At 39.2% G+C, this 24350-nt stretch carries 24 protein-coding genes, 1 tRNA gene and 1 riboswitch; of the genes, 5 read left to right on the top strand and 20 right to left on the bottom strand.

What is annotated here, in order from left to right; translation table 11 throughout:
• Nucleotides 1-65 precede the first annotated feature (65 nt).
• The 5 genes from BUE08_RS02965 to alr form a co-directional block, all read right to left on the bottom strand.
• Nucleotides 66-962 carry a DMT family transporter gene (locus BUE08_RS02965; protein ID WP_213950814.1) on the bottom strand — a complete coding sequence of 299 codons (897 nt, stop codon included), beginning with the start codon at nt 960-962 and terminating at the stop codon, nt 66-68.
• Between the two features lie 31 nt (nt 963-993).
• Entirely contained in the window at nt 994-2406 is a 1413-nt protein-coding gene (locus tag BUE08_RS02960) for a peptidoglycan D,D-transpeptidase FtsI family protein (RefSeq protein WP_059032780.1), read from the bottom strand.
• On the bottom strand, nt 2399-3622 hold the full coding sequence (locus tag BUE08_RS02955) for an FtsW/RodA/SpoVE family cell cycle protein (protein WP_273702394.1): 1224 nt from the start codon (nt 3620-3622) through the stop codon (nt 2399-2401). The genes BUE08_RS02960 and BUE08_RS02955 overlap by 8 nt, the downstream gene beginning before the upstream one ends.
• Nucleotides 3606-3947, bottom strand: coding sequence for an FHA domain-containing protein (locus tag BUE08_RS02950; RefSeq protein WP_273702395.1), 342 nt, complete (start codon nt 3945-3947; stop codon nt 3606-3608). Before BUE08_RS02950 ends, BUE08_RS02955 begins: the two co-directional genes overlap by 17 nt.
• A gap of 156 nt (nt 3948-4103) precedes the next feature.
• Nucleotides 4104-5252: an alanine racemase gene (gene alr, locus BUE08_RS02945; RefSeq protein WP_213950816.1), complete on the bottom strand. Its 1149-nt coding sequence runs from the start codon at nt 5250-5252 to the stop codon at nt 4104-4106.
• A 162-nt stretch (nt 5253-5414) separates the two neighbouring features.
• On the opposite strand from alr, the gene BUE08_RS02940 reads away from it, so the two are divergent.
• Together BUE08_RS02940 and purE are read left to right on the top strand one after the other, a co-directional pair.
• Nucleotides 5415-6557 carry a 5-(carboxyamino)imidazole ribonucleotide synthase gene (locus tag BUE08_RS02940; RefSeq protein ID WP_059032783.1) on the top strand — a complete coding sequence of 381 codons (1143 nt, stop codon included), beginning with the start codon at nt 5415-5417 and terminating at the stop codon, nt 6555-6557.
• A 1-nt stretch (nt 6558) separates the two neighbouring features.
• Nucleotides 6559-7089 carry a 5-(carboxyamino)imidazole ribonucleotide mutase gene (purE, locus tag BUE08_RS02935; protein WP_059032784.1) on the top strand — a complete coding sequence of 177 codons (531 nt, stop codon included), beginning with the start codon at nt 6559-6561 and terminating at the stop codon, nt 7087-7089.
• Nucleotides 7090-7159: 70 nt separating this feature from the next.
• Here the strand turns inward: purE and BUE08_RS02930 are convergent, their stop codons facing one another.
• The 15 genes from BUE08_RS02930 to BUE08_RS02860 form a co-directional block, all read right to left on the bottom strand.
• Nucleotides 7160-8122 carry an acyl-CoA dehydratase activase gene (locus tag BUE08_RS02930; RefSeq protein ID WP_059032785.1) on the bottom strand — a complete coding sequence of 321 codons (963 nt, stop codon included), beginning with the start codon at nt 8120-8122 and terminating at the stop codon, nt 7160-7162.
• Nucleotides 8122-9249, bottom strand: a complete 1128-nt coding sequence (locus BUE08_RS02925) for a 2-hydroxyacyl-CoA dehydratase (RefSeq protein WP_059032786.1) — start codon at nt 9247-9249, stop codon at nt 8122-8124. Before BUE08_RS02925 ends, BUE08_RS02930 begins: the two co-directional genes overlap by 1 nt.
• The gene (locus BUE08_RS02920; protein WP_059032787.1) at nt 9246-10205 is read right to left on the bottom strand and encodes an acyl-CoA dehydratase activase-related protein; all 960 of its coding nucleotides are present in this window, start codon (nt 10203-10205) and stop codon (nt 9246-9248) included. The genes BUE08_RS02925 and BUE08_RS02920 overlap by 4 nt, the downstream gene beginning before the upstream one ends.
• A 75-nt stretch (nt 10206-10280) precedes the next feature.
• Nucleotides 10281-11675: an NADPH-dependent glutamate synthase gene (gene gltA / locus BUE08_RS02915; protein ID WP_059032788.1), complete on the bottom strand. Its 1395-nt coding sequence runs from the start codon at nt 11673-11675 to the stop codon at nt 10281-10283.
• Entirely contained in the window at nt 11663-12511 is an 849-nt protein-coding gene (locus BUE08_RS02910; RefSeq protein ID WP_281744080.1) for a sulfide/dihydroorotate dehydrogenase-like FAD/NAD-binding protein, read from the bottom strand. Before BUE08_RS02910 ends, gltA begins: the two co-directional genes overlap by 13 nt.
• Before the next feature lie 11 nt (nt 12512-12522).
• Nucleotides 12523-13368: an Asp23/Gls24 family envelope stress response protein gene (locus BUE08_RS02905; RefSeq protein ID WP_213996054.1), complete on the bottom strand. Its 846-nt coding sequence runs from the start codon at nt 13366-13368 to the stop codon at nt 12523-12525.
• A gap of 168 nt (nt 13369-13536) precedes the next feature.
• Nucleotides 13537-14970 (bottom strand): stalk domain-containing protein, encoded by a 1434-nt coding sequence (locus BUE08_RS02900; RefSeq protein WP_286680325.1) that lies wholly within the window; start codon nt 14968-14970, stop codon nt 13537-13539.
• Between the two features lie 92 nt (nt 14971-15062).
• Nucleotides 15063-16430, bottom strand: coding sequence for a DUF6612 family protein (locus BUE08_RS02895; protein ID WP_286680324.1), 1368 nt, complete (start codon nt 16428-16430; stop codon nt 15063-15065).
• 149 nt (nt 16431-16579) lie between these two features.
• Nucleotides 16580-17155, bottom strand: a complete 576-nt coding sequence (locus tag BUE08_RS02890; RefSeq protein WP_213996057.1) for a DUF2284 domain-containing protein — start codon at nt 17153-17155, stop codon at nt 16580-16582.
• 251 nt (nt 17156-17406) lie between these two features.
• Nucleotides 17407-17484, bottom strand: a tRNA-Arg gene (locus BUE08_RS02885).
• Nucleotides 17485-17533: 49 nt separating this feature from the next.
• Nucleotides 17534-18295: a prolipoprotein diacylglyceryl transferase gene (locus tag BUE08_RS02880; protein WP_286680323.1), complete on the bottom strand. Its 762-nt coding sequence runs from the start codon at nt 18293-18295 to the stop codon at nt 17534-17536.
• Nucleotides 18296-18331: 36 nt separating this feature from the next.
• Nucleotides 18332-18754, bottom strand: a complete 423-nt coding sequence (locus BUE08_RS02875) for a PaaI family thioesterase (RefSeq protein WP_273039026.1) — start codon at nt 18752-18754, stop codon at nt 18332-18334.
• Nucleotides 18755-19058: 304 nt separating this feature from the next.
• Nucleotides 19059-20732, bottom strand: a complete 1674-nt coding sequence (locus BUE08_RS02870) for a cobalamin B12-binding domain-containing protein (RefSeq protein WP_286680322.1) — start codon at nt 20730-20732, stop codon at nt 19059-19061.
• Nucleotides 20729-21865 (bottom strand): NAD/NADP octopine/nopaline dehydrogenase family protein, encoded by a 1137-nt coding sequence (locus BUE08_RS02865; RefSeq protein WP_213950818.1) that lies wholly within the window; start codon nt 21863-21865, stop codon nt 20729-20731. Before BUE08_RS02865 ends, BUE08_RS02870 begins: the two co-directional genes overlap by 4 nt.
• A gap of 94 nt (nt 21866-21959) precedes the next feature.
• A riboswitch (cyclic di-AMP (ydaO/yuaA leader) is annotated at nt 21960-22127 on the bottom strand.
• Between the two features lie 73 nt (nt 22128-22200).
• Nucleotides 22201-22347 (bottom strand): hypothetical protein, encoded by a 147-nt coding sequence (locus tag BUE08_RS02860; RefSeq protein ID WP_059032797.1) that lies wholly within the window; start codon nt 22345-22347, stop codon nt 22201-22203.
• A 175-nt stretch (nt 22348-22522) separates the two neighbouring features.
• Here BUE08_RS02860 and BUE08_RS02855 point away from each other — a divergent pair, with 175 nt between their 5' ends.
• The 3 genes from BUE08_RS02855 to rd all read left to right on the top strand — a co-directional run bounded on the left by BUE08_RS02855 (nt 22523) and on the right by rd (nt 24294).
• On the top strand, nt 22523-23614 hold the full coding sequence (locus tag BUE08_RS02855) for a D-alanine--D-alanine ligase family protein (RefSeq protein ID WP_286680321.1): 1092 nt from the start codon (nt 22523-22525) through the stop codon (nt 23612-23614).
• A 156-nt stretch (nt 23615-23770) separates the two neighbouring features.
• Nucleotides 23771-24106, top strand: coding sequence for a rubredoxin-like domain-containing protein (locus BUE08_RS02850; RefSeq protein WP_059032799.1), 336 nt, complete (start codon nt 23771-23773; stop codon nt 24104-24106).
• Between the two features lie 29 nt (nt 24107-24135).
• Nucleotides 24136-24294: a rubredoxin gene (rd, locus tag BUE08_RS02845; protein ID WP_083497693.1), complete on the top strand. Its 159-nt coding sequence runs from the start codon at nt 24136-24138 to the stop codon at nt 24292-24294.
• The last annotated feature ends 56 nt before the right edge of the window (nt 24295-24350 follow it).

Below are 24350 nucleotides of genomic sequence, written 5' to 3'. Positions count from 1 at the left end.
AGAATAAAAAGAGTATCTTAAAATTATTTGCAAATAATTTTAAGATACTCTTTTTATTCTCAGTATTAACCGACAGTATCTTCAGCTGCCCCATTATCTTCAATTGATATAGTGGGAAATAATTCAGTTATAAGAACTCCTGCTATAACAATAGCAAATCCGGCAACGGTCCTTAATGCTAATTTTTCTTCCCAGAATATAATTGAGAATATGCCTGCAAAAATAGACTCAGTGCACATTATTACGGCTGCGTGGGTCGAACTTGTATATTTCTGAGCAATATTTTGCACGATAAAAGCTCCTGCTGTACAAAGTATTGCCCCGAACAAAATCGCTCCCCACCCCTTAGCATCAAAATTCAGTGATGCGGAAGGTTCAAAAAGTATCGAAATAGCCAATGTAGCAAAACCTGTAAGTGCCACCTGTATAATTGCCATGTTTATAGGATTCACGCGTTTCACATAGTGCTCAGTAAAGGTGATCTGCAGTGCAAAGCACACCGCACAAGCAAGCGTTAGGACATCTCCCCAGCCAATTGCAAGGTTTTTGTCAATAGATATAAACCCAAGCCCTGTAAATGTAAGGATTGCCCCAATTATTTGATTCGTCTGGGGAAATTCTTTTGTAATAAGATATGAGATAAATGGAACCATGACTACATTGCTGCCGGTTATAAAACCAGATTTAGAGGGGGTAGTATATAAAAGACCCACTGTTTGGGTTATAAAGCCTAACATTACAAATGTCCCTACAATTAAGCCGGCTTTAATGTCCTCTCGGCTTGCATTCTTAAGCTGCTTATAAAATACCAAAGCCATAAGGACGGCGCCTATACTAAACCTTAAACCAAGGTACATGAAAGGTGTAATTGACGACAAAGCATTTTTTTCAATAACAAAGTTCAAGCCCCAGATAAGAGCTACTAACAGTAGTGCAGAATCTGCTATTAGACTTTTTTTCAATATGTCCACCTCTTTAAGCATTTCACAAAAGCTATTTTTCATCTGTTAAATATTGAAGCATAACACTGCGTGCGATAGGGGCCGCTACAGCTCCTCCTGATCCACCGTTTTCTACTATAACAGCAACGGCAATTTGGGGGTTTTGTGCCGGTGCAAATCCAATAAACCAGGCATGGGCTTTTCCGTGGGGATTTTCGGCACTACCTGTTTTACCGGCAACTTCAATTCCTTTTATCGCTGCAGAAGTTCCTGTACCATTTTTTACAACTTCTACCATTAGTTCTTTAATCTTGTCTGCCGCATCTTCACTAATCACTTGATTTGAGCTAGCCGATGGCTCCCTTGCCTTTACCACACCTAGAGGAGAAACTGTTTCTTTTACAATATAAGGACTTATTTCTCTTCCCCTATTAGCTATAATAGCTGCTACACGTGCCATTTGTAAAGGGGTTGCTAAAATTTTTCCTTGACCGATAAAAGCTTCTGCCATTTCCACATCTTTTTTAACAATTGAAGGTTTTGGAAAGGTGCTTTGGGCTATTGGAATATCGGATTTCTCCTGTCTATTAAATCCAAAGCTTTCAGCCATTGCTATCATTTTTTCTGTTTCTATTTCTTGACCTATCTGGATAAAAACAGTATTGCTAGAATATCGAAAGGCAGATGATAAAGTATAATTTCCCGGTTTTAAGTAATCCGCATCTTTAATAATATTGCCATCTACTTTAATGTATCCGGGGGTATAGAAAGTTTCTGTTTCAACTTTCGGATTATAAGTTAAGGCCGCCGCAAGAGTTACCACCTTAAAAACAGAGCCCGGTGGATAAAGTCCTTGAGTCGCCCTGTTTAATAAAGGTTTGTCCTCATCTTTTGAAACAGCATCCCAGTCCTGCTTTATTGTCGAAGGATCATACCCCGGTGAGCTTACTAAAGCCAGTATTTGCCCTGTTTGAGGATCGAGGGCAACCAATGCCCCCGGACGGCCCTGAAACAGATTATAGGCGGTTTTTTGCAAGTTTAAATCCAATGTAAGTCGAATATCGTTTCCTCTCTCCCCTACCCCAAGTATCTTTTTTCGAAGAAGCGTAACAGGATCTTGTTCAGCTATTCCCAACAATTCACCGTTCAAGATACTTTCGAGGCCCGCTCTTCCTAAAACCTCATCTGAGTATCCTATCAAAGGACCGATAGCTTCTCCTCCTTCATATATTCGTTTTTTTACACCGTTTTCAACTTGCGTATCTGCTAATACTTTGCCGTTTCTGTCGTAGATACTTCCTCGTATCACTTTTGCTTCTTGCTCCCATAGCCTTCGATTATAAGAATTTTGGATGAGTTCTTCTCTTTCAACAGCAGTAAAATATGTTAAGTATAAAATAAGTGAAATAAAAAGTATACTGAATACTAAAAAAATCAACTTTATATTTCTCTCCAGCTTATCCATTGCTTTCACCACTTGATGCTCTGATTTTTATGCCATTTAATATTCCTATGGACACAAAGCTCATCACCATGGAGCTGCCGCCATAGCTCATAAAAGGAAGAGTAACTCCTGTCATTGGTATAAGCTTTATCACGCCGCCTATTATAGTAAAAATCTGTATGCCGAAAAAGGTTGTAATTCCCAACGCAGCAAGACTCAGGAAGCCGTTATTTATTGACAAAGCTATTCTTATTCCCCTGTATATCAATAGCAAATAAACTACGATTAATGCCGAGGCTCCCAAAAAGCCAAACTCCTCGAAGAATGCCGAAAAGATAAAGTCCGTTGTAACAGCAGGGATATAATCCGGGTGTCCAAGGCCTAAACCTGTACCAAAAAAACCTCCCTCAGCTATTGCAAAAAGAGACTGAACAATCTGATACCCTTTGCCCGGCACATCTTCCCATGGGTTTAGCCAAGCTTTTATTCGAACCTTGACATGGTTAAACTGCTTATAACCTACCAATCCTGCAATACACGCCATAAGCATTCCTGCTGCCGCAATATCAAGCCTTGAAGTTGCCGCAAAAATAACCGCAAGTGCTGTAAAATAAAATATCATAGCTCCTCCCAAGTCTCGGGCCGCGGCTAAAAGAAGAAGGATTACCAGGATTTGTCCAAAAAACTGCAGTGGGTTTTTAATTTTTCTATCTTTTAAACTATCTGCTAAAAAAAGGCTGAAGGTAATTTTTGCAAGTTCTGAAGGCTGAAATGAGATTTTTTTATATACTATCCAGCTTTTGGAGCCCCAGCGCTCTACCCCAAAAACTAGCGGAGAAAGCAGCAAAAGGGCAGTTATAACAAAAAGAAAAAAGTCTCCAATTTTTACTTCAACCCAGGCTTTAGACGCAAGGGTGCTTATAAAAAATAAAGCCACTCCTAATCCATACCAGATAAGCTGCCGCTCAGCAGAATAAGGATTTATCCTATAAAGCATTATAAGGCTGAGCTGGACAATGAAACTTGATAGCAGAATCAAGGCCGGATCTTGTTGTGGAAATAACAGGTTTGTAAAGATATAACCGCTGACCATAATAGCAATAAAAATCATTTCACCGTATACAGGTATCGGTGAAAAAGTGCCGTTATAAAAGGACAAGACCAAGGATGCTATTATCCCTATAAGAGCAATTATCGCCATATTTTCTTTGTAAATAATATCAGCGTGGGGCTTCAAGCCTTTCACCTCTTAAGAATGTGAAATTTCTTTTGCCTAAAACAATTTGGTCATTGTCTTTTAATCTGATGGTTTTTTTGACTCTTTTGCCATTTACAAAGGTACCGTTGGTACTGTTCAAATCACGGATAACCATCTTGGAGCCTCTTTTTTCGATAAGGGCATGTTTACTGGAAATAAATGGATCATCTATAATAATATCTGCATCGTTTGCTCTCCCTATTGTGTTTATATCAAAGAGCGGATATATCTTTCCATTTTCTTCTACAAGCACAAACCCGGTTGCCTTTGGATGAGTTTTTTCTTCTTTTAAGTCAGCAATCATTATCCTTAAGAAATTCAATAGGAAATAGTAAATGAGAAAAATGAAAACAAATTTTGAGATCTTCGACAGGAGCTCAAACACTTAAAATCACCTCAATCTTATTATATCTCAAAAATTGAGGTTTTATAATTAAAATGGTGTAAAGTTGGCTGATTTTTAAGCCTGGAAAAATTTCTCGCCAAACATACTCTTTATCTTCCATATTCTGTCATTTTTTATAAATATCTTAGGAACTCTAGACTTGTCGCTCATTAGCAAAAAATCATAAACAGGCATAATTATTTTATCCTTCTGTCTTCCCCACAAAATAGCCTCATCTCCCACATTGACGTTTGGGATGTCAGTAACATCTATCATTGTTTGGTCAGCACATACCCTGCCAATCACCGGAGCTTTCATGCCCCTTACAAGCACAATTCCTCTATTTGAATAAAGCTTTGTATAACCATCATTATACCCAGCTGCTAGTGTAGCAACAATAGTAGTTTTATTAGTAGTATAAGTTCTGTCATAACCTATGCTTACGCCGGGGCCGACCTTCTTTAAAAATATTATATGCGTCTTAAAGTTTTGAGCAAATTTAATATCTATTACTTTCTTATCTTCTTCTGAATTATAGACTCCATATATAAGATCGCCGGGTCTTACCATATCAAACTTTTTATAGGTTTCTGGCAGCGCAGTAATTGCAGCGCTTGATGCACAGTGTTTTATTGGTATATGATAACCACTGGTATCAATGTCATTTAAAACCTTTATAAACAGACTTAACTGGTATTTCATAAACTCTAGATCATGGGGTGTTGCAAAGTGAGTAAAAATACCTTCCAGCTCTACATTTTTCATCTCGTCGACTTTTGCCACAAAATCAACTGCCTCTTCCGGGAAAACACCTATTCGACCCATTCCTGTATCGACTTTTAGATGAAGTTTTGCAATTTTGTTAATTTTAGCAGCTTCATCCGATATTCTTTTAACTGAATCTAGATCGCATACCGTCTGAGTTATGCCATATTCAATAAGTTCCCTTTCCTGCCCTTTCATATTTAAGCACATATTTAAAATAGGCGCTTTTATGCCCGCCATTCGCAAAAAAATTCCTTCTTCTAGTCTTCCCACTCCAAGATACGATGCACCATTTTCTAAGGCTGTTTGAGAAACTTCTACTATGCCATGAGTGTAGGCATCGCCCTTTACCACAGCAAGCAGCTTCTTGTCTCTGATGAGTTTTTTTATGCTGCGCACATTTTTCCCTATAATATCTAAATTAATTTCCACATAAGTGGGACCGATTGATAAATCCAATATACTTACTACCTCCAACTAAGATTTATATTAATTATAGCACACTTTGCAAAAGGGCTCATAAAACCTGTTGTTTTCAGCGCCATAAACAGTATAAAAGAAATCCTTATTGTGATATAATGTTTTCAAAGTAAGTATAGATTTAGGAGATGAAAATGTTTTATGGCTCATTCGATGGACTTTAAAATTGGCATTATAGGCGGCGGCCAGCTGGGAAAAATGATGGCTCAGGAGGCAAAGAAATTTAATTTTACTGTGAATATATTAGACCCCACCCCGGGATGCCCTGCCTCTTCAGTGGTAGATCATCAAATCGTAGGTGGGTTTTATGATGACGATAAAATACGCGAACTTGTAAAATGTAGTGACATTACAACTTTCGAAATAGAACATATCAATACTCAGGTATTAAATGAACTAGTTGCAGAAGGTCATACTATATTGCCTTCTCCAAAGGTTTTGGAAATAATACAAGATAAATCAAAACAAAAGCGTATGCTAAATAAAAATGGCATACCTACTGCCCGATGGGTAATGCTGAATGATGATTTTGTGGAAACCATAAATGACTTCGGATTTCCTGCAATGCAAAAAGCATGCAAGGGCGGCTACGACGGACGGGGCGTATGTGTTGTCGAGAAACCGGAGGATTTAGAGAATTCATCAATGGGAGAATCTTTTCTAGAAGAGCTTGTACCAATCGAAAAAGAGCTTGCGGTTATGGTTTCAAGGAGCACAAAAAAAGAAATAAAGTGTTATCCTGTTGTAGAGATGACCTTTGACCAGAAGGCAAATATATGTGATAATACCGTGGCTCCCGCACGTGTAGAAGAGTCAATAAAAAACAGGGCTTTAGAGCTTGCCGTAAGATGTGTCGAGGCTCTGGGCGGCGTTGGTATCTTTGGTGTAGAAATGTTTCTGACATCGGATAAAGAAGTCCTTGTAAATGAAATTGCTCCACGGCCTCACAATTCCGGACATTATACAATTGAAGCATGCATAACATCTCAATTTGAACAGCATCTAAGGGCAATTACCGGCTTGCCTTTAGGTTCCACTGAACTTATAATACCTGCTGTAATGGTTAATCTTTTAGGCGCTGAAGGCTATCAAGGCAAACCCTGTTTTGAGGGAGTGGAAGATATACTGCGCATCCCCGGCGTAAACCTTCATATATATGGCAAAAAAGAAACCAGGCCTTATAGAAAAATGGGACATATAACAATAGTTGATAAAGATTTAAACAGGGCTTTAGAAAAAGCCGAGACAGTAAGAAAGACTATAAAAGTTATTTCGGAGGGATAAAATGAGTAGTGATAAAGCTTTGGTAGGCATAATTATGGGAAGTGATTCCGATCTTATTGTAATGAAAGAAGCAGCTAAAGTGCTGGAAGAGTTTAACATAAACTATGAAATGACCATTGTATCCGCTCATCGGACTCCTCAAAGAATGTTTGACTATGCAAGATACGCAGAATCTCAGGGACTTGAAGTTATTATAGCCGGCGCAGGAGGCGCTGCTCATCTTCCAGGAATGGTAGCGGCTATTACTCCTCTTCCGGTAATTGGTGTTCCTGTTAAAACATCAACCTTAAATGGGCTGGATTCGCTTTTTTCAATTGTGCAAATGCCTGCAGGAGTGCCAGTAGCCACCGTGGCTATAAACAACGCCGCAAATGCAGGATTGCTTGCCGCTCAAATACTCGGAATTAAATATCCTGTAATAAGGGACGCAGTAAAAAAATATAAAGAAAATATGAAGGCCGATGTGTGTGCTAAGGCTGAAAAGCTAGAGGCTATCGGATATAAAAGTTACTTATCTGACAGTGAAAAATAATTATATTAAACAACAAAAATAGGCGCAGCATTTAAAGCGCCTATTTTTAATCAAACTGAAGTTATATAAATTACGCCACACCATCATCGACAATTTTCCACTTGTTACATCTATCACCCCAGCGGGCTATTACTTTGCCTTCCATCTTTATGTTGACAACTTCGCAGTGGTTCGGACATCCGCTGCATTCAAAACTATCCGCTGCAAAATGCATATCCGACAGACCAAACCCTTTAAATTTTGTTTTAGATATTTTAGCATGTTTTGCAAGCAGTGCTGCCCCTATGGCCCCCATTACGTCATGGTATTTTGGCACATAAACTTCCTCGCCAAGGGCTTCTTCAAATGCCGCTTTCATACCGGCATTAGCTGCTACGCCGCCTTGAAATACTATGCGAGGCCGAATTTCTTTGCCCTTTGCAATATTGTTTAAATAATTTCTTACAAGAGCTTCGCACAATCCACGGATAATATCCTGGGTTTTATAGCCTAATTGCTGTTTATGAACCATATCTGATTCAGCAAAAACAGCACATCTGCCTGCTATTCGGACAGGATTTTTTGACTCTAGCGCATAATTTCCAAACTCTTCAATAGGTATATTTAAGCGGTTTGCCTGCTGGTCAAGAAAAGAACCTGTTCCTGCAGCGCATACTGTATTCATCGCAAAATCAGTTACAACACCGTCTCTAAGTATTATAATTTTAGAGTCCTGACCGCCAATTTCAAGCACTGTTTGAACATCCGGAACTTCTCTTAAAGCTGCTACAGCATGGGCAGTTATCTCATTTTTTATTATATCAGCACCGACAATCACCCCTGCAAGTTGGCGGCCGCTGCCAGTTGTTCCTACACCTCTTACATCCCATTTTCCCTTATTCCTAAAGGAAAGCTGCCTCATTCCTTCCTGAACAGCCTTGATAGGGTTGCCTTGTGTCCTTATATAAATTGACTCTTCTACAACTTCGTCTTCGTTTATCAAAACAAGGTCAGTGCTGACTGAGCCAACATCAACCCCTAAATAATGAGACATCAGCTCACCTCCTTTGCGATTTTTGATTTTGTCGGAACATATTCCAGCCTTTCTCGTTTCGCCTCAAGCAGATCTACAAATGCTTCCAGTCGAGTTCTAAGACCTTCTTTCCCTGTTTGTTCATCAAAGTTGATACTAAGAAAACCTAAACCATGTTCTTTACACACTTTTGGGAGGATGCTTTTTGCAACTATTTCAGGTATGCAGGTAAAAGGCGAAAGCTGAATCACCCCGTCAAAACCTCTTTTCGCAAATATTACAGAATTGCCTACTGATTCCCTGCCGTGGCCGCCGCACATCTCTTTAAAATAAGGAGCAGCCATTTTTTTAGCGTCTCTGTCGCCTTTAATGTGAAATAAATCTAATACTGCATTTGAAATGGTATATCCGGAAAGAAACATAGAGCGCTCCACATACACACCTAAATCCCCTAACATCTCCTCGATTTCAAGGTTTGAAGCAGGCTCTAAAAGTACATAAATTTCTCCAACAATACCTATTTTTATAGGGTCATAATCTTTCTTCTCAATTAAATCGAAAAGGCGCTCCGATTCATGTTCTATTTCAACTAGCTCACTATATTTTTCAGCTTTCGCAATCATGTCAACGCATTTCTTGTATGTTTGGGTAGTTTCACCTTTTTTTACTTCTAATGGCCTTACTTTATGCGATAACTTTTCAATCTTATCAAGTAAGACTAATTCTTTCCATACAAAGCGTCCTATAGTTGCATAATCTTTTATGCTCAGCTTTACATTTATTAATTTTTTTATACTTTCAATTAGATCTTTCAGGTGCCTGCCGGGCGGTTCAAGGGTAATCATTTCAAATTCATAACCTAAATCTTTTAATATCTTCTCATGAAGAGTGGTATATAAGCCTGCTCTGCATGGCCCGACGCCGCCTGAGGATACAAGGGTGTTAGCCCCCTTTTCCAAAACTTGAACATACGTTCCTAAGACTATTTTAAATGGATAACATGCAAACTCAGGTGCATACTTCGTGCCATAGCTGATTGTTTCTTCTGTAGGTCTTGGAGGAACAATCACATCATTTCCGAATGCCTTAAGCAGTTTTTCAAATGGTATATAGGATGTTCCCATGCATGGAAACGAAACTTTTCTCATACCATTACCGCCTCTTTCTTTTCTTTCTTTATCTTTAGCATATCTACGAAAGCCTCCAGTCTGGTATTTAGACCTTCTTGGCCGCTTTGCTCGTCGAGAGTAATGGTAAGATATGGCATTTGGTATTTTTTAGCATCTATCTCCATCATTTTGTCAACTATAAAATCGGGGCCACATCCGAAAGCTGTAACATGTATTACTCCGTCTACAGTTTTATTTTCAAAAAAATAGTATGCAGATCTTATTACCTCATTGCTAAATGTCCAAAAAAGTGTTTTTTTGAGTTTGCCGGCTTGTTTTTGCTTGTCCTTTTTACTTAGCATTTCAGGTGTTACCACGTAAACGCCCATATTTATCAACTTTTTTATAAGATCAAGACTTAAATAAGAATCATACAGCATATAGGGGTAGCCCACAACAGCAAGGTGTATAGGATTACTTCTTTTTTGAGCTACAATTCCAAGGGGCGGTATACCGCCTTGTAAAAACTGATAAGTATAGTTTTTAAAACTTGACAAAGCTTTTAAATAAGCTGCATAAGTCTTTAAAAATCCTTTTTTAAATTTTCGTCCCACTTTCATGCACAGCTTCAGTAAGTCAACTCTTCCTCCCGGTATATCTACTCTTACTTCAAACATATTCTTGAAGTCGGAAATAGAACATGCGATCATGTCCGGAAGTCCTAGAAATTTGGGGCAGAAAGTAGATTCTTTTTTAATTCTCACAAGCCGCGGGACTAATACATAATCAACCCTGTCTTTTAGATTACGCACATGTCCATGAAATAATTTAATCGGGACACAGGCATCTGAGATTGCATCCTCTACGCCTAAATCCATAATCTCTTTCGTGGTTTCATCTGACACTACTACCTCAAAACCAAGCTTTTCAAAAAAGGTTTTTGCAAATGGATAGTAAGCATAATAAGCCAGCGCCCGAGGTACACCTATCTTCATCGTTATCTCTCCTCTGATTCAAACCCTTTAACACGCAGAGACATCGAAACAAAATTTATTTCTATTTCAGTAGCTTTATTTATTTTTTAAGTAATTATCTATAGACTGTGCCGCTTTTTTTCCGGCTCCCATTGCAAGTATTACAGTTGCGGAACCTGTTACAATATCTCCGCCAGCCCAAACTCCTTCTTTTGAAGTTCTTCCATCTTCATCTGTTGCAATATATCCATATTTATTAAGATCAAGGCCTTGGGTTGCTTGGATTAAAAGGGGATTTGGTCCGGTTCCTATAGCAATAACTACTGTATCCATATCTAACGTAAACTCAGATCCTTTAATCGGAACTGGTCTGCGTCTTCCAGAAGCATCAGGCTCGCCCAGCTCCATTTGGATACATTCAACACCTTTTACCCAGCCCTTTTCATCGCCGATTATGCGTATCGGGTTTGTAAGGAATTTAAAAATAATGCCTTCTTCCTTTGCGTGTTCAAATTCTTCCTTCCTAGCCGGCATTTCTGCTTCTGACCTTCTATAAATAATGTAAACTTCGTCTGCTCCCATTCTTAAAGCAGATCTGGCAGAATCCATTGCTACATTGCCACCGCCTATTACGGCAACTTTTTTGCCTACTTTTACAGGCGTATCAGTTTCCGGGAATTTATAAGCTTTCATAAGATTAATTCTTGTTAAAAACTCATTGGCCGAATAAACACCTAAGTAATTCTCCCCCGGGATACCCATAAATTTTGGCAGTCCTGCTCCTGTTCCTATAAACACAGCTTCGTATCCTTTTTCAAAAAGATCATCCACTGTCAGAACTTTGCCCATTACCATATCTGTTTCAACTTTTACGCCAAGTTCCTTTAAGAAATTCACTTCTTGTTTTACAATTTCTTTAGGAAGACGGAATTCGGGTATGCCGTAAATCAAAACTCCTCCGGCTTCATGGAAAGCTTCGAACACCGTAACATCATAACCTAGTTTTGCAAGATCTCCCGCACAGGTAAGGCCTGCAGGGCCTGAGCCTATTATGGCAACTTTTTTGCCGATGGGATTAGGCTTTTCTGGAATTTTTACTCCTTTTTCCCTTTCCCAATCAGCGGCAAACCTTTCTAGTCTTCCTATTCCTACCGGATCTCCTTTTTTTGTCAAAATGCATTTTTGCTCGCATTGATCCTCTTGAGGACAAACTCTACCACAAATTGCAGGCAGGCTGTTGGTTTCTTTTATTATGCTTATAGCGCTTTCAAAATCTTTTTCTTTTATGCACTTTATAAATCGCGGTATCTGAACTTGAACAGGGCACCCCTGCATACATGTGGGATTTTTACAATTTAAGCATCTGGCAGCTTCATTTACTGCATCTTCTTCAGTATAGCCAAGAGCTACCTCGTTGAAGTTTCTGCTCCGAACCTTTGGATCTTGAGCCGGCATTGGAGTTTTGACTTTGCTTTTATTTATTGATGGCATCGGCACCCACCTCTTTCTTTTTCATACTTTTCAAGGGCTATTTTTTCTTCAGTTGCATATGTTTGCAACCGCTTCATAAGCTCATCAAAGTCCACTTGAGTTCCGTCAAAAGCAGGGCCATCTACACATACGAACTTAGTTTCGCCGCCCACTGTTACTCTGCAGCAGCCGCACATTCCTGTCCCATCTACCATTATCGGATTTAGGCTTACCATTACCGGTATGTTGTAAGGTTTTATAATCTCAGTTCCAATTTTCATAAGTATTGCAGGGCCTATTATGATTATCTCATCAAATTTTTCGCCCTTCTCCAGCAGTTCTTTAAGTACTACAGTTACAAAGCCATGGCGGCCTTTAGAACCATCATCTGTACAAATATATGTTTCATCGCTTACTGCCTTTATTTCGTCTTCCATTATAAGCATATCAGCGGTTTTTGCACCTATAATGCTTATTACCTCGACTCTTTGTTCATGAAGCATCTTAAGCTTTGGATAAAGCGGCGCAACTCCTAATCCTCCGCCAATTCCAAGCACTCTCTTGTGATTCGGAAACTCCACTGCCTTTCCCAGAGGGCCCACAAAATCAGCTAGAAAGTCTCCTTCTTTAAGAGTGCCAAGTTCCTTTGTTGTCTTGCCAACCTCTTGGAACACAACTCTCACCGTGCCGGCTTTTGCATCATAATCCGCTATAGTCAGAGGAATTCTTTCTCCTCCCTCTTTGATTCTTAAAATGACAAATTGCCCCGGCTTGGCTTTTTGCGCGATTAGCGGCGCATCTACAATAAATTGCTTAATAGATGGTGCAAGATCTTCTCTGGATAATATTTTGAACATAATAAGCCTCCTTAAATTTTTTGATTTATTTTTCTCGGATCTTGAGTAAAATAAAGGCGTTTAGCAATTACTTCAACGCTTAGAACGTTCAGACCTGTCATGTGTTCAATAATTTCTCTTACTCTTTTTTGCACTTTACGGAGCACTTCTTGCATATCACTGCCATATTCAATAGACAGCTCAAGTTTTAGTTTTATTCCCTCGCTGTTGTTTTCTACAAAAACCTTTCCTCCACTGCCAATACCACAAACCTGCTGAGCTGTATATAGTGCAATTTGACTTATTGTTGTATCGCCTATGGTATACTTTCCCATGTAACTATAAGTAGGTCTAACGACAGATTTTTCCTCCAGCATTGCAGGCTTGGCCTTTCCCTTTTTTCTAAAAATGCGCAGAGGATCTAAAAGAAAACCGGAAAAGTCTTTCTTAATTTCAAGGGTTGGCACTGGTATAATGTGTTTACCTGTAGTCTCACGTATTTTGAGAGCTGTGCTTATTTCGCGTTTCGATGAAACATCTTCAATCTTGATGATTCGCTCAGGCAAAGGCAGGTCAAGATTTTTGCATATGACTTCAATCATTGAATAAGAAGTGCCTAATATAAGGATACTTTCAGGATTTAATTCTGCAATTTTATTTTTTACTTCCTCTGCATGTTCCGGCTCTTGAAATATAGCACACCTGATAGCTCCGATTTTGGTACTCTCTCGCTTCGCTGAGCGGCCTGCAAGAACTTTGTTCCCTTTTATAAGGATTCCATCATCTATTATGAACTCTATGCCATTTTTTTGAGCGACCCACTGAGCTTTGTGGCTTTTCCCTGTGCCGCTTCTTCCTACCAAGGCTATGGTGCGCATATATCTACCTCCACACAATTTACTGTACATTATAACATTTTTTTAAGAAGATTTGTATCCATGATAACGATTAAATTCACAAGCTTATCAGCTAAGATATAAATTAAGACCCTAGTCACATAAGGGTCTTAATTTGCTACACAATATACAGATAAAGACAGATGTATGTTAATTCATTTTCACAGGTTTAAAATTGTCTGCTAAGGTATCCCAAAACGATGGGGTAGTATAGCCTAATCTCCATATGGCAATGCCTTTTAAGCCCTTTTGTAAAACCATTTTGGCCTTCGCATCTATTGAATAATCGCTTTCCATCCAAACTTCGTGTATCTGTCCATTCTCATCGGTATATTTTCCGTTAAGAAGTCCTGAAGTTTGATCAATGCTCATAGTTAAGTTATATTTTTCGGAAAGGTCATCTGCAAATTCAAGATAAGTTGTACCATTATTTTTTGCAATAACAGAACTTCTCTTTCCATTTACCCAGTCGTATCCGTAGCAGCCAATACCAAGCACTATCTTTTCTGCAGGAATACGTGCTGTCGCGTAATTTACAACTTCTTCTACCCAATCGATTCCCGATTGAGGACCTGGCACGCTTGGACTCTTATCATAGGCCATAAGCACTACAAAATCGGCATATTTGCCGAGAGTTGTATAGTCGTATCCCGGCCTCCAGTCAACACTTTCTGTTTTTACAGGAAGCGAAAGACTTAATGATTTTCCCTGAGCTTTCAATTTTGCATAAAGACTTTTTATAAATTCATTAAATTGATCTTTTCCTGAAGCTGTCACAGCTTCAAAATCAATATTTACACCATCAAAACCCTCGTCTGTTGCCATCTTGCTTATTTGATCTATTAGGGCTGTTCTAGATTCAGGAGTTGATAGTGCTTTATTTAGCCTGGTAGCATTATTTTCAAAAATCAGCATATGGATTTCTACACCGTTTTCTTTGGCAGTTTTAATTACGCTGTCATAACCTTCCGGAACATTTATATACCGCAAGGTGTCTTTATTAATCAAGCTGCCGTTTTCATCCAAAGTATACCACTTAGCTGCCACAGCCGACATTTTGTCGACGTTTTTTAGAAAATCCTCATATGACTGTGAATAATAGTAGCCCATTATGTACTTTGAAGGCTTTTCTTCAGGCAAAGTACTTATTTTAACTGTTCTAAGACCGTTGTCCCAATTAACCGCAGCCCCAAAAGCTTCGCTGAGAAATCTTAAGGGAATGAGGGTTCTGTCGTTTTTTATTATAGGTGCCGTATCTAATTTTGTCGGGGTTTGGTTTATATATGCAGTGTCTTCTCCAACTTTCAAAAGTATCGTTTTATTATCTTTAAACGCCGCAACGGTTCTTGTTTCCTCATCCCATTCTACTTCAGCTCCAAGAGCTTCGCAGATTTTTCTAAAAGGTACCAGTGTCCTACCGTTTTCAATAATGGGAGGCACGTCAAAGCTGAGACTTGCACCGTCTAATAAAACTTTAATATCGCTTGCGGCATCACACGGCTTAAATGGAACAAACATCGATATCGTAAACATTAACGCAAGTAAACCGGCAATAATCCTGTTTGATGTTGCGCGCTTAAGCATATAGATCTTCCTTTCGAATAATTCAGATCCAACTTACAATAATTGCATGCGGCATCTTTATTACGTCAGATGCCGCACTATATAACACAATTCTATTCTTGAGGCGCTTCCTCTGGAAGTTCTTCTAAATTTACTTCTTCGGCATTTTTAGCTTCATCAGGAATCTCTATCTCAATATCGGCATTGTAGTCATGGTAATTGTAATTCATGGACATTTCTAGTGCTTTTACAGCCAAAGGACTGTCCTTTTGAGCATCCTCATTAAATAAAGCCGTAGCACTTGCTTTTGCTTTGCTTGTTAATCCATCTTCAACGCTTACATAGTTTATGCCCCTTACAGCGATAAACTTCACTATATTTTCTGCTTCTTCTAAACCTGGAATTTCTTCTTCGCTAAATCCGGGAATTGCGCTGAAAATCTTACTTAAGTCTTCAAGTCTTGAGTAAGTTGCTACTTTGTAATACTCTTTTCCGTCAATCGTCACTTTACCCAAAAGCTTATAGGAAGCTATGTTTTCTATATCTTTGGCCCAGTCCTGCTGCTGTGTTAAAAAATCTTCATCAAAAAGCATTGGCATAAAGTTTTTCATCTTTGTCCATTCAGCTTCGCCTTCTCCTGTATCGGTTAAAGTGTAAATGTAGTCCTTGTCTATATACTGTTCCAAATCTATGCTTTCCTCAAGACCTTTTATTGTCTGAGTCATCTTTTGATGATAAGCGTCTTTTGTATATTCCATGTTTAAAGTTGATGCTACTTCAAGTCCTTCCATAAGGGTATCCCCGGCTGACATATCCATTCTAATTTGCATGTCGCCATCAGCGCGGAATGATTTGATATCCTTACTTTTTTCATTTGCCATATCAATTATTGATTTTGCATCTTCGTCGATACCAAAAACATTAACCAATAATGATGCCGCATCACCGGCTTTAAGTTCATCAGTAGAATTAATATTTTTTTGTGTAAAGTTTTGGTCTATTATCCAGGAATATAACTCATAATCTACGCTTTCTTCATCAGAAGAGTTTCCCGACCCCTCAGATATTACATCTTCAGGAATTCCAAGCATTCTTGCTGTCAGCGCTAAAGCTTCCATGCCTGTAATAGGCCTTTCCGGATAAGCATTGCCGGCAAAACCATTAAGAATACTACGATCCCAAAGCGCCTTGACTGCGCCGGCATACCACGCGCCAGCATCTAAATCTGATGGAAGATTTTCGCTTTCATCGATTTCAGATGTGGGAATATCCGCAGCATAAACCAGCATTGCAGCAAATGCTCCACGGCTAAGAGACTCATCTTCGGGAGTTTTTGCTATATCTAATAAATTTTCCACAGTAATTAAGGGCTTTGTCGCCGATGCTGCTTCCTGGGCATTGTTATCCGCTGCCAAAGCAGGTACTGCAGATACAAATAACATAGTTACTGCTAAAAACAAAGTACAAACTTTCTTAAACATTATATTGTCCTCCTTGTTTTAATTACAAGCTTTGATATATCTAGGCTTGCAAAACCATAGTTTGTGAAATAAGGCGTAATTAATTATAACATATATCCGAATACAAATCGTAAAAGGAGGGCAAATGTAACAGAAATGTAACATAAAAACTATGAAAGCAGCACAAAACCTGTCCATGTTACCTTGTCAGGCGAAAACTCCATGTTTATCCCCATATTACTGCATGTCTTTAAGACATCAACACCCATAGCTTCCATTGAAGGTCTTGCTTTCTCTCGGTGTACACATATTGGATTTGGGCTGTTTATTCCCGGACATTCTTTGCACAACTTGCAAGAGCCGCCTATAAGTGCAGCCGCAAAAGGAAATCCAAGTCCAAATGCCTTATTTTCCAATTGATATACGACATCATGCAGCTTTAGCGCCCATCTATCGCTTTCCGGTTCCCAATTAGCTTTATTTGTAATTTCTCCTTCAAGTTGAACAAGAAGCGCCATATAGTATCTTGACAATACTTTTTTAAACTCATCTACGGAAAGAGTGTAAGGCGGACACATCAGCTTGCGTCCGTATTCTCTGCACCCTGAATATGCACACTGGTATCTTACTCTCTCATCTACAATAATATCTCTTGTATGTATCAATTTAGCTAATTTTACATTATCGAAGGTCGAAGCTGTATCTACTAATTCCTTGGCTTTTTCCATCTCAGTCAGCAATTCCATAAACACATCCCCTTCTTTACATTATTTTCTGTCTTTTATTATATCTTTGTGAACTACTCACCACTTACTCATTCATTCGTCGAAGTGGGAGCTTCTTGGTCAATAGCAGTAGCCTGCCAAGTTTACCCAAGCTCTAAGGGTAGTCCCTGCTCCAATAATAATTTTTAGCTATGGTTTGGCTATCACCATAGCTATTAGCAATTCATTTTCCACTATAAAAGATGGGAGAATTCTTGATAAATATGATTAAATGGTGCGCCTGAAGGGATTTGAACCCCCGCAAAACCCGGCTCCGGAGGCCGGTGCTCTATCCGCTGAGCTACAGGCGCACAAACTATTATCCATTTTCATGATACATTAATTTGCCCTTTAAGTCAATTATTCCGACACAGGCTTTTCAACGCTGTATTTATACATATAGTATACGATGCCCAGCACTAAAGGCGTAAACCACTGAGTAAGTGTAACTACGCCGATTCCCCATTTTGGGTTTACATATTCTATTAAATATAATGGATTTTCTCTTACTGTTTCCTCTATAAGTGCTCTAAGCAGTTGATGATACCATATAAATGACCAAAATTGATATCCTTCAGGTAATTGCTTTTTTTGAAGATAAAAATAGCGTATAAGCAGTACCAGGCCTATGGAAGAACCTACTAATTGGGCCGGCCATCTGCCAAAGGAAAATTGTGTCATTCTTCCTAATACTTCTTGGTTAAAGATGTTGGCTATCCTAACTAGGCAGTATCCAAAGGAAAGGCCCACTACTGTCCAATCTGCTATCATGTTTGGGTTTACACCATTTTTCTTACAATAATACCAGCCGGTTAAAAGTCCACCAAGAAGCGCGCCATGCCATGCAAGACCACCTTCCCAAATCTTTATAACATTTAAAGGGGCTGTAACAAACCATTGAGGATAATTGCTTAAAACAAAAATTAGCCTTGCACCGATTATGCCTGATACAATTACTATCATAGCAAGGTTTAGCAAAAAATCTTCGCTAAGCCCTTTCTTTTTCCCCATCTTTAAAAGATGAAATGAGCCTACTAAAAACGAAATCGCCATAAAAAGGCCATACCAGCGAACGACTATGGGGCCTATCTTAAAGGCATATGGACTTAAGTCAAGAAGCATAGAGAAACCTCCTTCTAAAAATAGCTCAAAATTTAACTACTTTGAAGCCACGTTTGGATTCTTTACAATATAAGTTCCCAGACTTTGTGCCACAAGTTTATCTTCGTAATATATCTCACCTTCGGTAAAAATTAATGTTCTACCTTCTTTTACCACTTTCCCAACACCCACCAGTTTATTATCTGTTCCGGCAGGAGAGATGTAATTTATTTTCATCTCAACAGTTACCGGTATAATCCCCAGTGTCATTGCAGCGCCGCCCATGGCAGTATCGCACAAGCTTGCAGTTACTCCTCCGTGGATTATTCCAAGACCATTTGTAAATTCTTCTTTTGGTTCGACTTCTATGATTATTTTTCCCCTTTCAGCATCAGCTACTTTTACACCTAATAAATTACCGTCGAAAGGGGAGCTTAAGTTCTGCAAAAGTCGAGATTTTGTTTCTTCGCTTATATCCATAACTCAACCTCCATTATTTGATAGATACAGTAAGTCTATTTAATAATATTAACAGAAGTCACACACAAAAACAAGAAAATATTCCCCGCAGTATCGATATCTAACATTAAGGCCGGCGCCTTTTGGCGTCGGCCTTTGACAAAATTTAGCTTTAAATTATACTCTACTTACTTCTCGCGAGGCTCCTATCACTGAATTTACAGACTTTCAACATCACTGCTAGAATTTCCTGCTTCATTGACCTTGAAGCCTGCTACCTTCACAGGCGTTAATTCGGATAGTCTTCGCCGTCAATATTTGTCCGCTATACCACTAACTCATGATTGAAGTCACAAATGTTTGTTGTTGTATCAATCTTACTTAAAATCCTGTCAATACGTTCTTTTTCAGTAAGCACCCGTTTTTCCACAGGATCATAAGCATATAAAGCACCGTTTATCATTTGTGTAACTAACTGTCCTTTGGCAGCCGGATTCCCTCTAAGATGCGGGGCATCCAGAATTCCTATCTCAACCGCCTTTGCAAGAGTTGAGGGGTCAGACAGTGGATCTTTCACGTTTGGACTTAATGATTTTATAGCTTCAAGAGTAACACGCGCTTCTGCTATCAATTCATTTTTTCTTTCCTGAATAACCGGGTCCTTTGTGATATCGCTAGCTCCCAGCATCACATTCCTTATAACACCTCGGACGATCTTGCAGCTTTCAATAACATCATCTGCCGTAGCTGCATGGTGAGCTTCACAATAGCCCACTACATGATAAATATGTGGTTTTATTGCCATTGCAAGATATGCAGATGAAGCAAGCTGGCCCTTGGCCTGGGCGAGATCTGCCGGAAAACTGGCTATGCCTGCGCGGGCTTGACGGTATACATTGAAGTTTTCATCTTCTAAGCTCTCTATCAACTCAATTTTTGCAAGCATTTTTGCAATATCCATAGCCGGTGAAATGGAGGGTGGAACGTTGAACATGTATTGAGCTACATAGTCCTTTACTCCCATCTTTTTTGCATTATATGCTGCAAGATAAGCAGTAACTACACCAATCGTATCATGGGCATCTCTTAAGCTCCAGTGATGTGACTCATTAACCTCTACCGGAATCGACCGCTGGCCGTGCCACTTCATTACCTGCTGATTTTCTCTTATAGCTTCTTCCACCGGCCGCGGTCCTCTTTTATCCAGCACACTGTACCAGTAAAGAGGAACGGCACACCAGGCATTTCTTATTGTTTCATTTAGCATCTCTGCAAAGGGTATTAAATCCTTTGTTCCGCTGTAGCACCGAAGAAGGGGATAGTTCCCTCTACGTGATGCTTCATATAGTGCTTTAAAATCTTCTTTTGAACGAAGCGGCACTCCCCCTGCTCCGTCTAATCTATGATCCATTTTATCCTGTTCAAAGAAATGCTCCTGAGCATTTTGATCCGGTGCTATAGAAATAACATCCAATACTTTGGCATCAGCTACTTTTTTAATAGCTTCAATCGTCTCTTCTAAAGACGGCAAGCCAATATGATGCCTGAGTATAGGATATGGATATTTTGATTTAATTCGCGAAACCAGATCTTGCGGATAATCATCACTTTTTGCAAATGTAATGCCTTTTAAAAATCCGATAACTTCATCCGGATCCTCTGTTCCATTGAATATATGTGAAAATATGCCGCTTTTTTTGGCAACTTCTGCAGTAGGTTCAGTGCCGGCAAAAAGCCATTTTATACCTTTTATATTCTCTGCGGCAATTTTGCTCTTAAGCTCATCTAAAATTTTCTCCAGCGGTTCAGGGGTAAGCCTGTAGCTTACACCTACATAATCGGGTTTTTCCGCCTTGACAGCGCAAATCAGCTCATCAATAGAAATTGCAGCTCCGCAAAATTCGGTTTCATAACCTTCTTTTTCAGCCAAGGATAAAAAGTTCATTATCCCTGCCACGTGAACGCAGTTGCCTATTGAGGCCGCAATTATTTTTTTCATAATGCTACCACCTCCACATTTCGATGTGTAGCAGCAACTAAATCGCCTGTTTGGGCAAACTCAATAATTTGAGATGCCGAAAGCCCTTTAAGGCCAAGTTTTTCAACTGTCCTGCCTTTTTCAATAAAATTCTCGCCTGTTATAATATTTGCAAGCCTTATAATGGTGTCAATTGCAGGAGTCTCTATGCCAAGCTCTTCGGCAATTGAAGCTATAGGCACTAGGCTGCACGGAACATCTTCATATATATAGCGGGTATTTAGCCCTTTTGGTGCTGTAAGTCCCTTATATGCCGAATTGTTTTGAATGGCTTCATACAGGGTATCGCCTTTTGCCCCATATGACTCTTCAAGCCATTTTCTTGCAGAAATAGTTTTAACGCCTAAAGCCATAGCAACATGCATTCTTTCCGAATCAAGTTTTTCCAGCATTTGGCCAATAGAAGGGGTAATACCTTCTATATAATATTCAAAAGTCTGACCCCGTTCAATATGTCCGCTGTTTAACAGCGTCGGCGCCGGATGAAAAATAGCTCCGAAATTGTTTAAGCTGGTTTCCATTACACTATTTGCGGGAGTGAATTGAGGATAAGCTTCCGACAGAAGCTCTATTACTTCCATTGTCCTTGTAGCCGGAATAGCCGCAAGAGCCACTTCATTTTTTACGCTAAATATTTTTGCGCTTTGGGGTCCGATTGCTCTGCATGCATAAATAAAAGTTTGGGCTTCTGCAACAGTGATGTCCTTGGTGCATCCATTGCTTCTCAATGTTTCATAAACCTCAAGAGCTCCACCAGTGCGTCCCGGATTTAATACTATAACTTGGCCATCCTCTAAATAAGGTGCTATTAAGCAAGCCAATTCATAATGGCCGGTAGCCGGTGTGGTTATCATAATCACATCTGTTCCCCTGATAGCTTCTTTAATATCGCTTGTTGCAAGATTGATCTTGCCGCTTCCCTCTATAGAACCGCTTAAATTAATATATGGGTTTTTTGCTAAGCCTTCTATCTTCGAATAGGTTCTATTATAAAGGTTCACCGAAAAACCTCGATATGCAAGATAGCCTGCCATTGCCAATCCGCCGTTACCTGCACCTATTACTGCAAACTTCACATCCATCGGGCTTATCATCCCAATACCTCCTTTTCCTCTATTTTTTGGACAAAATAAAAGCCATGGAGATCCATAGCTTTTGAGTTGCTTTTTTGAGCACTCACTACTATCAACCTCCTCTTACAACGCTGGCGAGGTTAGCTGTCGGATTCGGGTCGAAGAGTGTAACCCTACCCCTCTAATCAAGAACTTGCAATTTGATTTCTTGGTCAAAGGGGATTCACCCCAAAAGTGGTTCCCCCGCTTCTTTCTTTTCGAAAGAATTAAGCGCTCAGATTGAGAGCTCATGTATTAAGTTTCTTTAATTGTATCAAAAATCTTAATGTCTGTCAACTTTTTTGACTAAAGGCTTGTTAAGCGCCTTTTTTGAGCTCATCTATTTGCTCTTCGATTTCCATAATGCGGACTAACAATTTTACGCGGTTACCTTCATTCTTTGTCCACTGGCTTAACAGTCTTTCTCTTTCTGATTTGAGCATGGATATCTTGTCGTGGGTCATTGCGCATCCTCCTCCTGTGTGATTTAGCATTGATAATGCAACTCAGTATCATTTACATAATATATAATATATCATAATTATCGAAAAGTCAACTAATAAAGCATATTTTGTTTGTTCAAGAATGGTTTTTGTATTATAATAAATTGAATCTTGACAGTGAAAGGAGTATTTTGCTTTGCAAAAACTAAAGGTTGGAATTATATTCGGAGGCCAATCCAGTGAATATGAAGTATCGTTGATGTCTTGTGCATCCGTTATAAAGGTTATGGATAAATCAAAATATGAAATTATGCCAATAGGAATTAATAAGCATGGAAATTGGAAGCTTTTTTTGGGCAGCATCGAAAAAATTGAAAATGATACTTGGGAAAGCGAAGCCGTTCCTGTACTTCTTGCCCCTGATCCAAAATATAATTGTGCAATTGAAATAAATAACGGAATTGAAAAGCGGCACTATTTCGACGTGGCGTTTCCGGTTCTCCATGGCCCCAGAGGGGAAGATGGGACAGTCCAGAGCATTTTTGAACTGATGAATGTGCCTTATGTAAGTTGCGGTGTGGCCTCTTCTGCTATTTGTATGGACAAGGTTTTTTCTAAAAAAATTCTCGCTCAGAGTAACTTGCCTATAGTTGATTATAAGGTATTTTATAAAAATGAATTAAAAGGAAAAATCTCAGATATTATCTCAGAAATAGAAAACTCCATTGGCTATCCGTGTTTTGTAAAGCCTGCAAACCTCGGCTCTAGTGTTGGAATAAGTAAAGTTAGCAAAAGGGATGAGCTTAGCGATGCACTTTTTGCTGCTGTAAAGTATGACACAAAAATACTAGTAGAAAAATCAGTTGATGCTCGTGAAATCGAGTGTGCTGTTTTGGGAAACAGCGACCCTAAGGCTTCGCTGCCCGGAGAAATTCTACCCAGTCGTGAGTTTTATGACTATAATGCAAAATATCTTGACGGCGATAAATCAAAGCTTCTTCTTCCCGCCCCTCTTTCCTCTGACCTTACCACTCAGGTTCAGGAACTTGCCATAAAGGCTTTCAAAGCTCTTGACTGCAGCGGAATGGCTCGAGTAGATTTTCTGATGGATAAAAAAAACGAAAAAATTTACATAAATGAGCTTAACACAATCCCCGGCTTTACAAAAATAAGTATGTATCCTAAAATGTGGGAAACATCTGGTTTGTCATATAAGAAGCTAATAGATGAGTTAATTTGCCTTGCTTTAGAGCGCCATAGAGAAAAAAATGAACTTACTTTAGCGTAGTTATCTTGATTCTCTATTGACACATAATAGTAATTATTATTATAATAGTGATGTAGATTATTTGAAAGTTTTATAAAAGTAAAGTATAATTAAACCAGAAGTTATTAGTAGCTTAAAAAAATTTTAAAAAATTATTAAATTGAGGAGGTCTTTAAAATGGCAAAATGGCAATGCGGTGTTTGCGGCTACATATTTGACGGTGATGAAGCACCTGCAAATTGTCCTAAATGCGGAGCTCCTAAAGAAAAGTTCCAACAGCTAGACGACGAAACTGCATCTAAGGTAGACAGATCTCGCTATACCAACGGCTTGCATATGGAACTCTTTGCTCTTCTTGAAAAGGCAAAAGAAATCAGTGAAAATGGCATTAAAGACGCACTTGATCCGGCATGTGTCCAGATATTTGAGACAACAAAAGCCTGTGCCACAGATATCCAGCAGCGAATTAAGGCAGAATTGAAAACTCATATGACCAAAAACAAATGGGGTTAATATCATACTAATAGGCGAGGGGGATTTTTATGCAGAAATGGGTTTGTAGCGTTTGCGGATATGTATACGACCCTGAGGTAGGAGATCCGGAAAATGGGATCGCGCCGGGCACAGCTTTTGAAGACATTCCCGAGGATTGGGTGTGTCCCGAATGCGGCGCGGGAAAAGATATGTTTGAAGAAGCTTAATTGTTCTAAGGCCCGATTTATGGGCCTTATTGTTTATCAAATTATAGGGAGATGTG

The organism is Tepidanaerobacter sp. EBM-49, assembly GCF_001896645.1.
In the GTDB taxonomy this organism is placed as follows: domain Bacteria; phylum Bacillota; class Thermosediminibacteria; order Thermosediminibacterales; family Tepidanaerobacteraceae; genus Tepidanaerobacter; species Tepidanaerobacter syntrophicus.
The sequence above is the reverse complement of the archived record's forward strand: the minus strand, read 5'-3'. Positions and strand labels throughout refer to the sequence as shown.

Bases quoted from the DNA above. Each gene is read 5' to 3' on its own strand.
- BUE08_RS02910 (WP_281744080.1), bottom strand. From the start codon at position 12,511: ATGTTCAAAATATTATCCAGAGAAGATCTTGCACCATCTATTAAGCAA.
- gltA (WP_059032788.1), bottom strand. From the start codon at position 11,675: ATGCCATCAATAAATAAAAGCAAAGTCAAAACTCCAATGCCGGCTCAA.
- BUE08_RS02860 (WP_059032797.1), bottom strand. From the start codon at position 22,347: ATGACCCACGACAAGATATCCATGCTCAAATCAGAAAGAGAAAGACTG.
- BUE08_RS02920 (WP_059032787.1), bottom strand. From the start codon at position 10,205: ATGAAGATAGGTGTACCTCGGGCGCTGGCTTATTATGCTTACTATCCA.
- BUE08_RS02895 (WP_286680324.1), bottom strand. From the start codon at position 16,430: ATGTTTAAGAAAGTTTGTACTTTGTTTTTAGCAGTAACTATGTTATTT.
- rd (WP_083497693.1), top strand. From the start codon at position 24,136: ATGCAGAAATGGGTTTGTAGCGTTTGCGGATATGTATACGACCCTGAG.
- BUE08_RS02950 (WP_273702395.1), bottom strand. From the start codon at position 3,947: ATGATTGCTGACTTAAAAGAAGAAAAAACTCATCCAAAGGCAACCGGG.
- BUE08_RS02905 (WP_213996054.1), bottom strand. From the start codon at position 13,368: ATGCGCACCATAGCCTTGGTAGGAAGAAGCGGCACAGGGAAAAGCCAC.
- BUE08_RS02875 (WP_273039026.1), bottom strand. From the start codon at position 18,754: ATGGATATAAGCGAAGAAACAAAATCTCGACTTTTGCAGAACTTAAGC.
- BUE08_RS02850 (WP_059032799.1), top strand. From the start codon at position 23,771: ATGGCAAAATGGCAATGCGGTGTTTGCGGCTACATATTTGACGGTGAT.
- BUE08_RS02865 (WP_213950818.1), bottom strand. From the start codon at position 21,865: ATGATAAGCCCGATGGATGTGAAGTTTGCAGTAATAGGTGCAGGTAAC.
- BUE08_RS02940 (WP_059032783.1), top strand. From the start codon at position 5,415: ATGGCTCATTCGATGGACTTTAAAATTGGCATTATAGGCGGCGGCCAG.
- BUE08_RS02870 (WP_286680322.1), bottom strand. From the start codon at position 20,732: ATGAAAAAAATAATTGCGGCCTCAATAGGCAACTGCGTTCACGTGGCA.
- BUE08_RS02960 (WP_059032780.1), bottom strand. From the start codon at position 2,406: ATGGATAAGCTGGAGAGAAATATAAAGTTGATTTTTTTAGTATTCAGT.
- BUE08_RS02925 (WP_059032786.1), bottom strand. From the start codon at position 9,249: ATGAGAAAAGTTTCGTTTCCATGCATGGGAACATCCTATATACCATTT.
- BUE08_RS02880 (WP_286680323.1), bottom strand. From the start codon at position 18,295: ATGCTTCTTGACTTAAGTCCATATGCCTTTAAGATAGGCCCCATAGTC.
- purE (WP_059032784.1), top strand. From the start codon at position 6,559: ATGAGTAGTGATAAAGCTTTGGTAGGCATAATTATGGGAAGTGATTCC.
- BUE08_RS02930 (WP_059032785.1), bottom strand. From the start codon at position 8,122: ATGTCTCATTATTTAGGGGTTGATGTTGGCTCAGTCAGCACTGACCTT.
- BUE08_RS02890 (WP_213996057.1), bottom strand. From the start codon at position 17,155: ATGGAATTGCTGACTGAGATGGAAAAAGCCAAGGAATTAGTAGATACA.
- BUE08_RS02900 (WP_286680325.1), bottom strand. From the start codon at position 14,970: ATGCTTAAGCGCGCAACATCAAACAGGATTATTGCCGGTTTACTTGCG.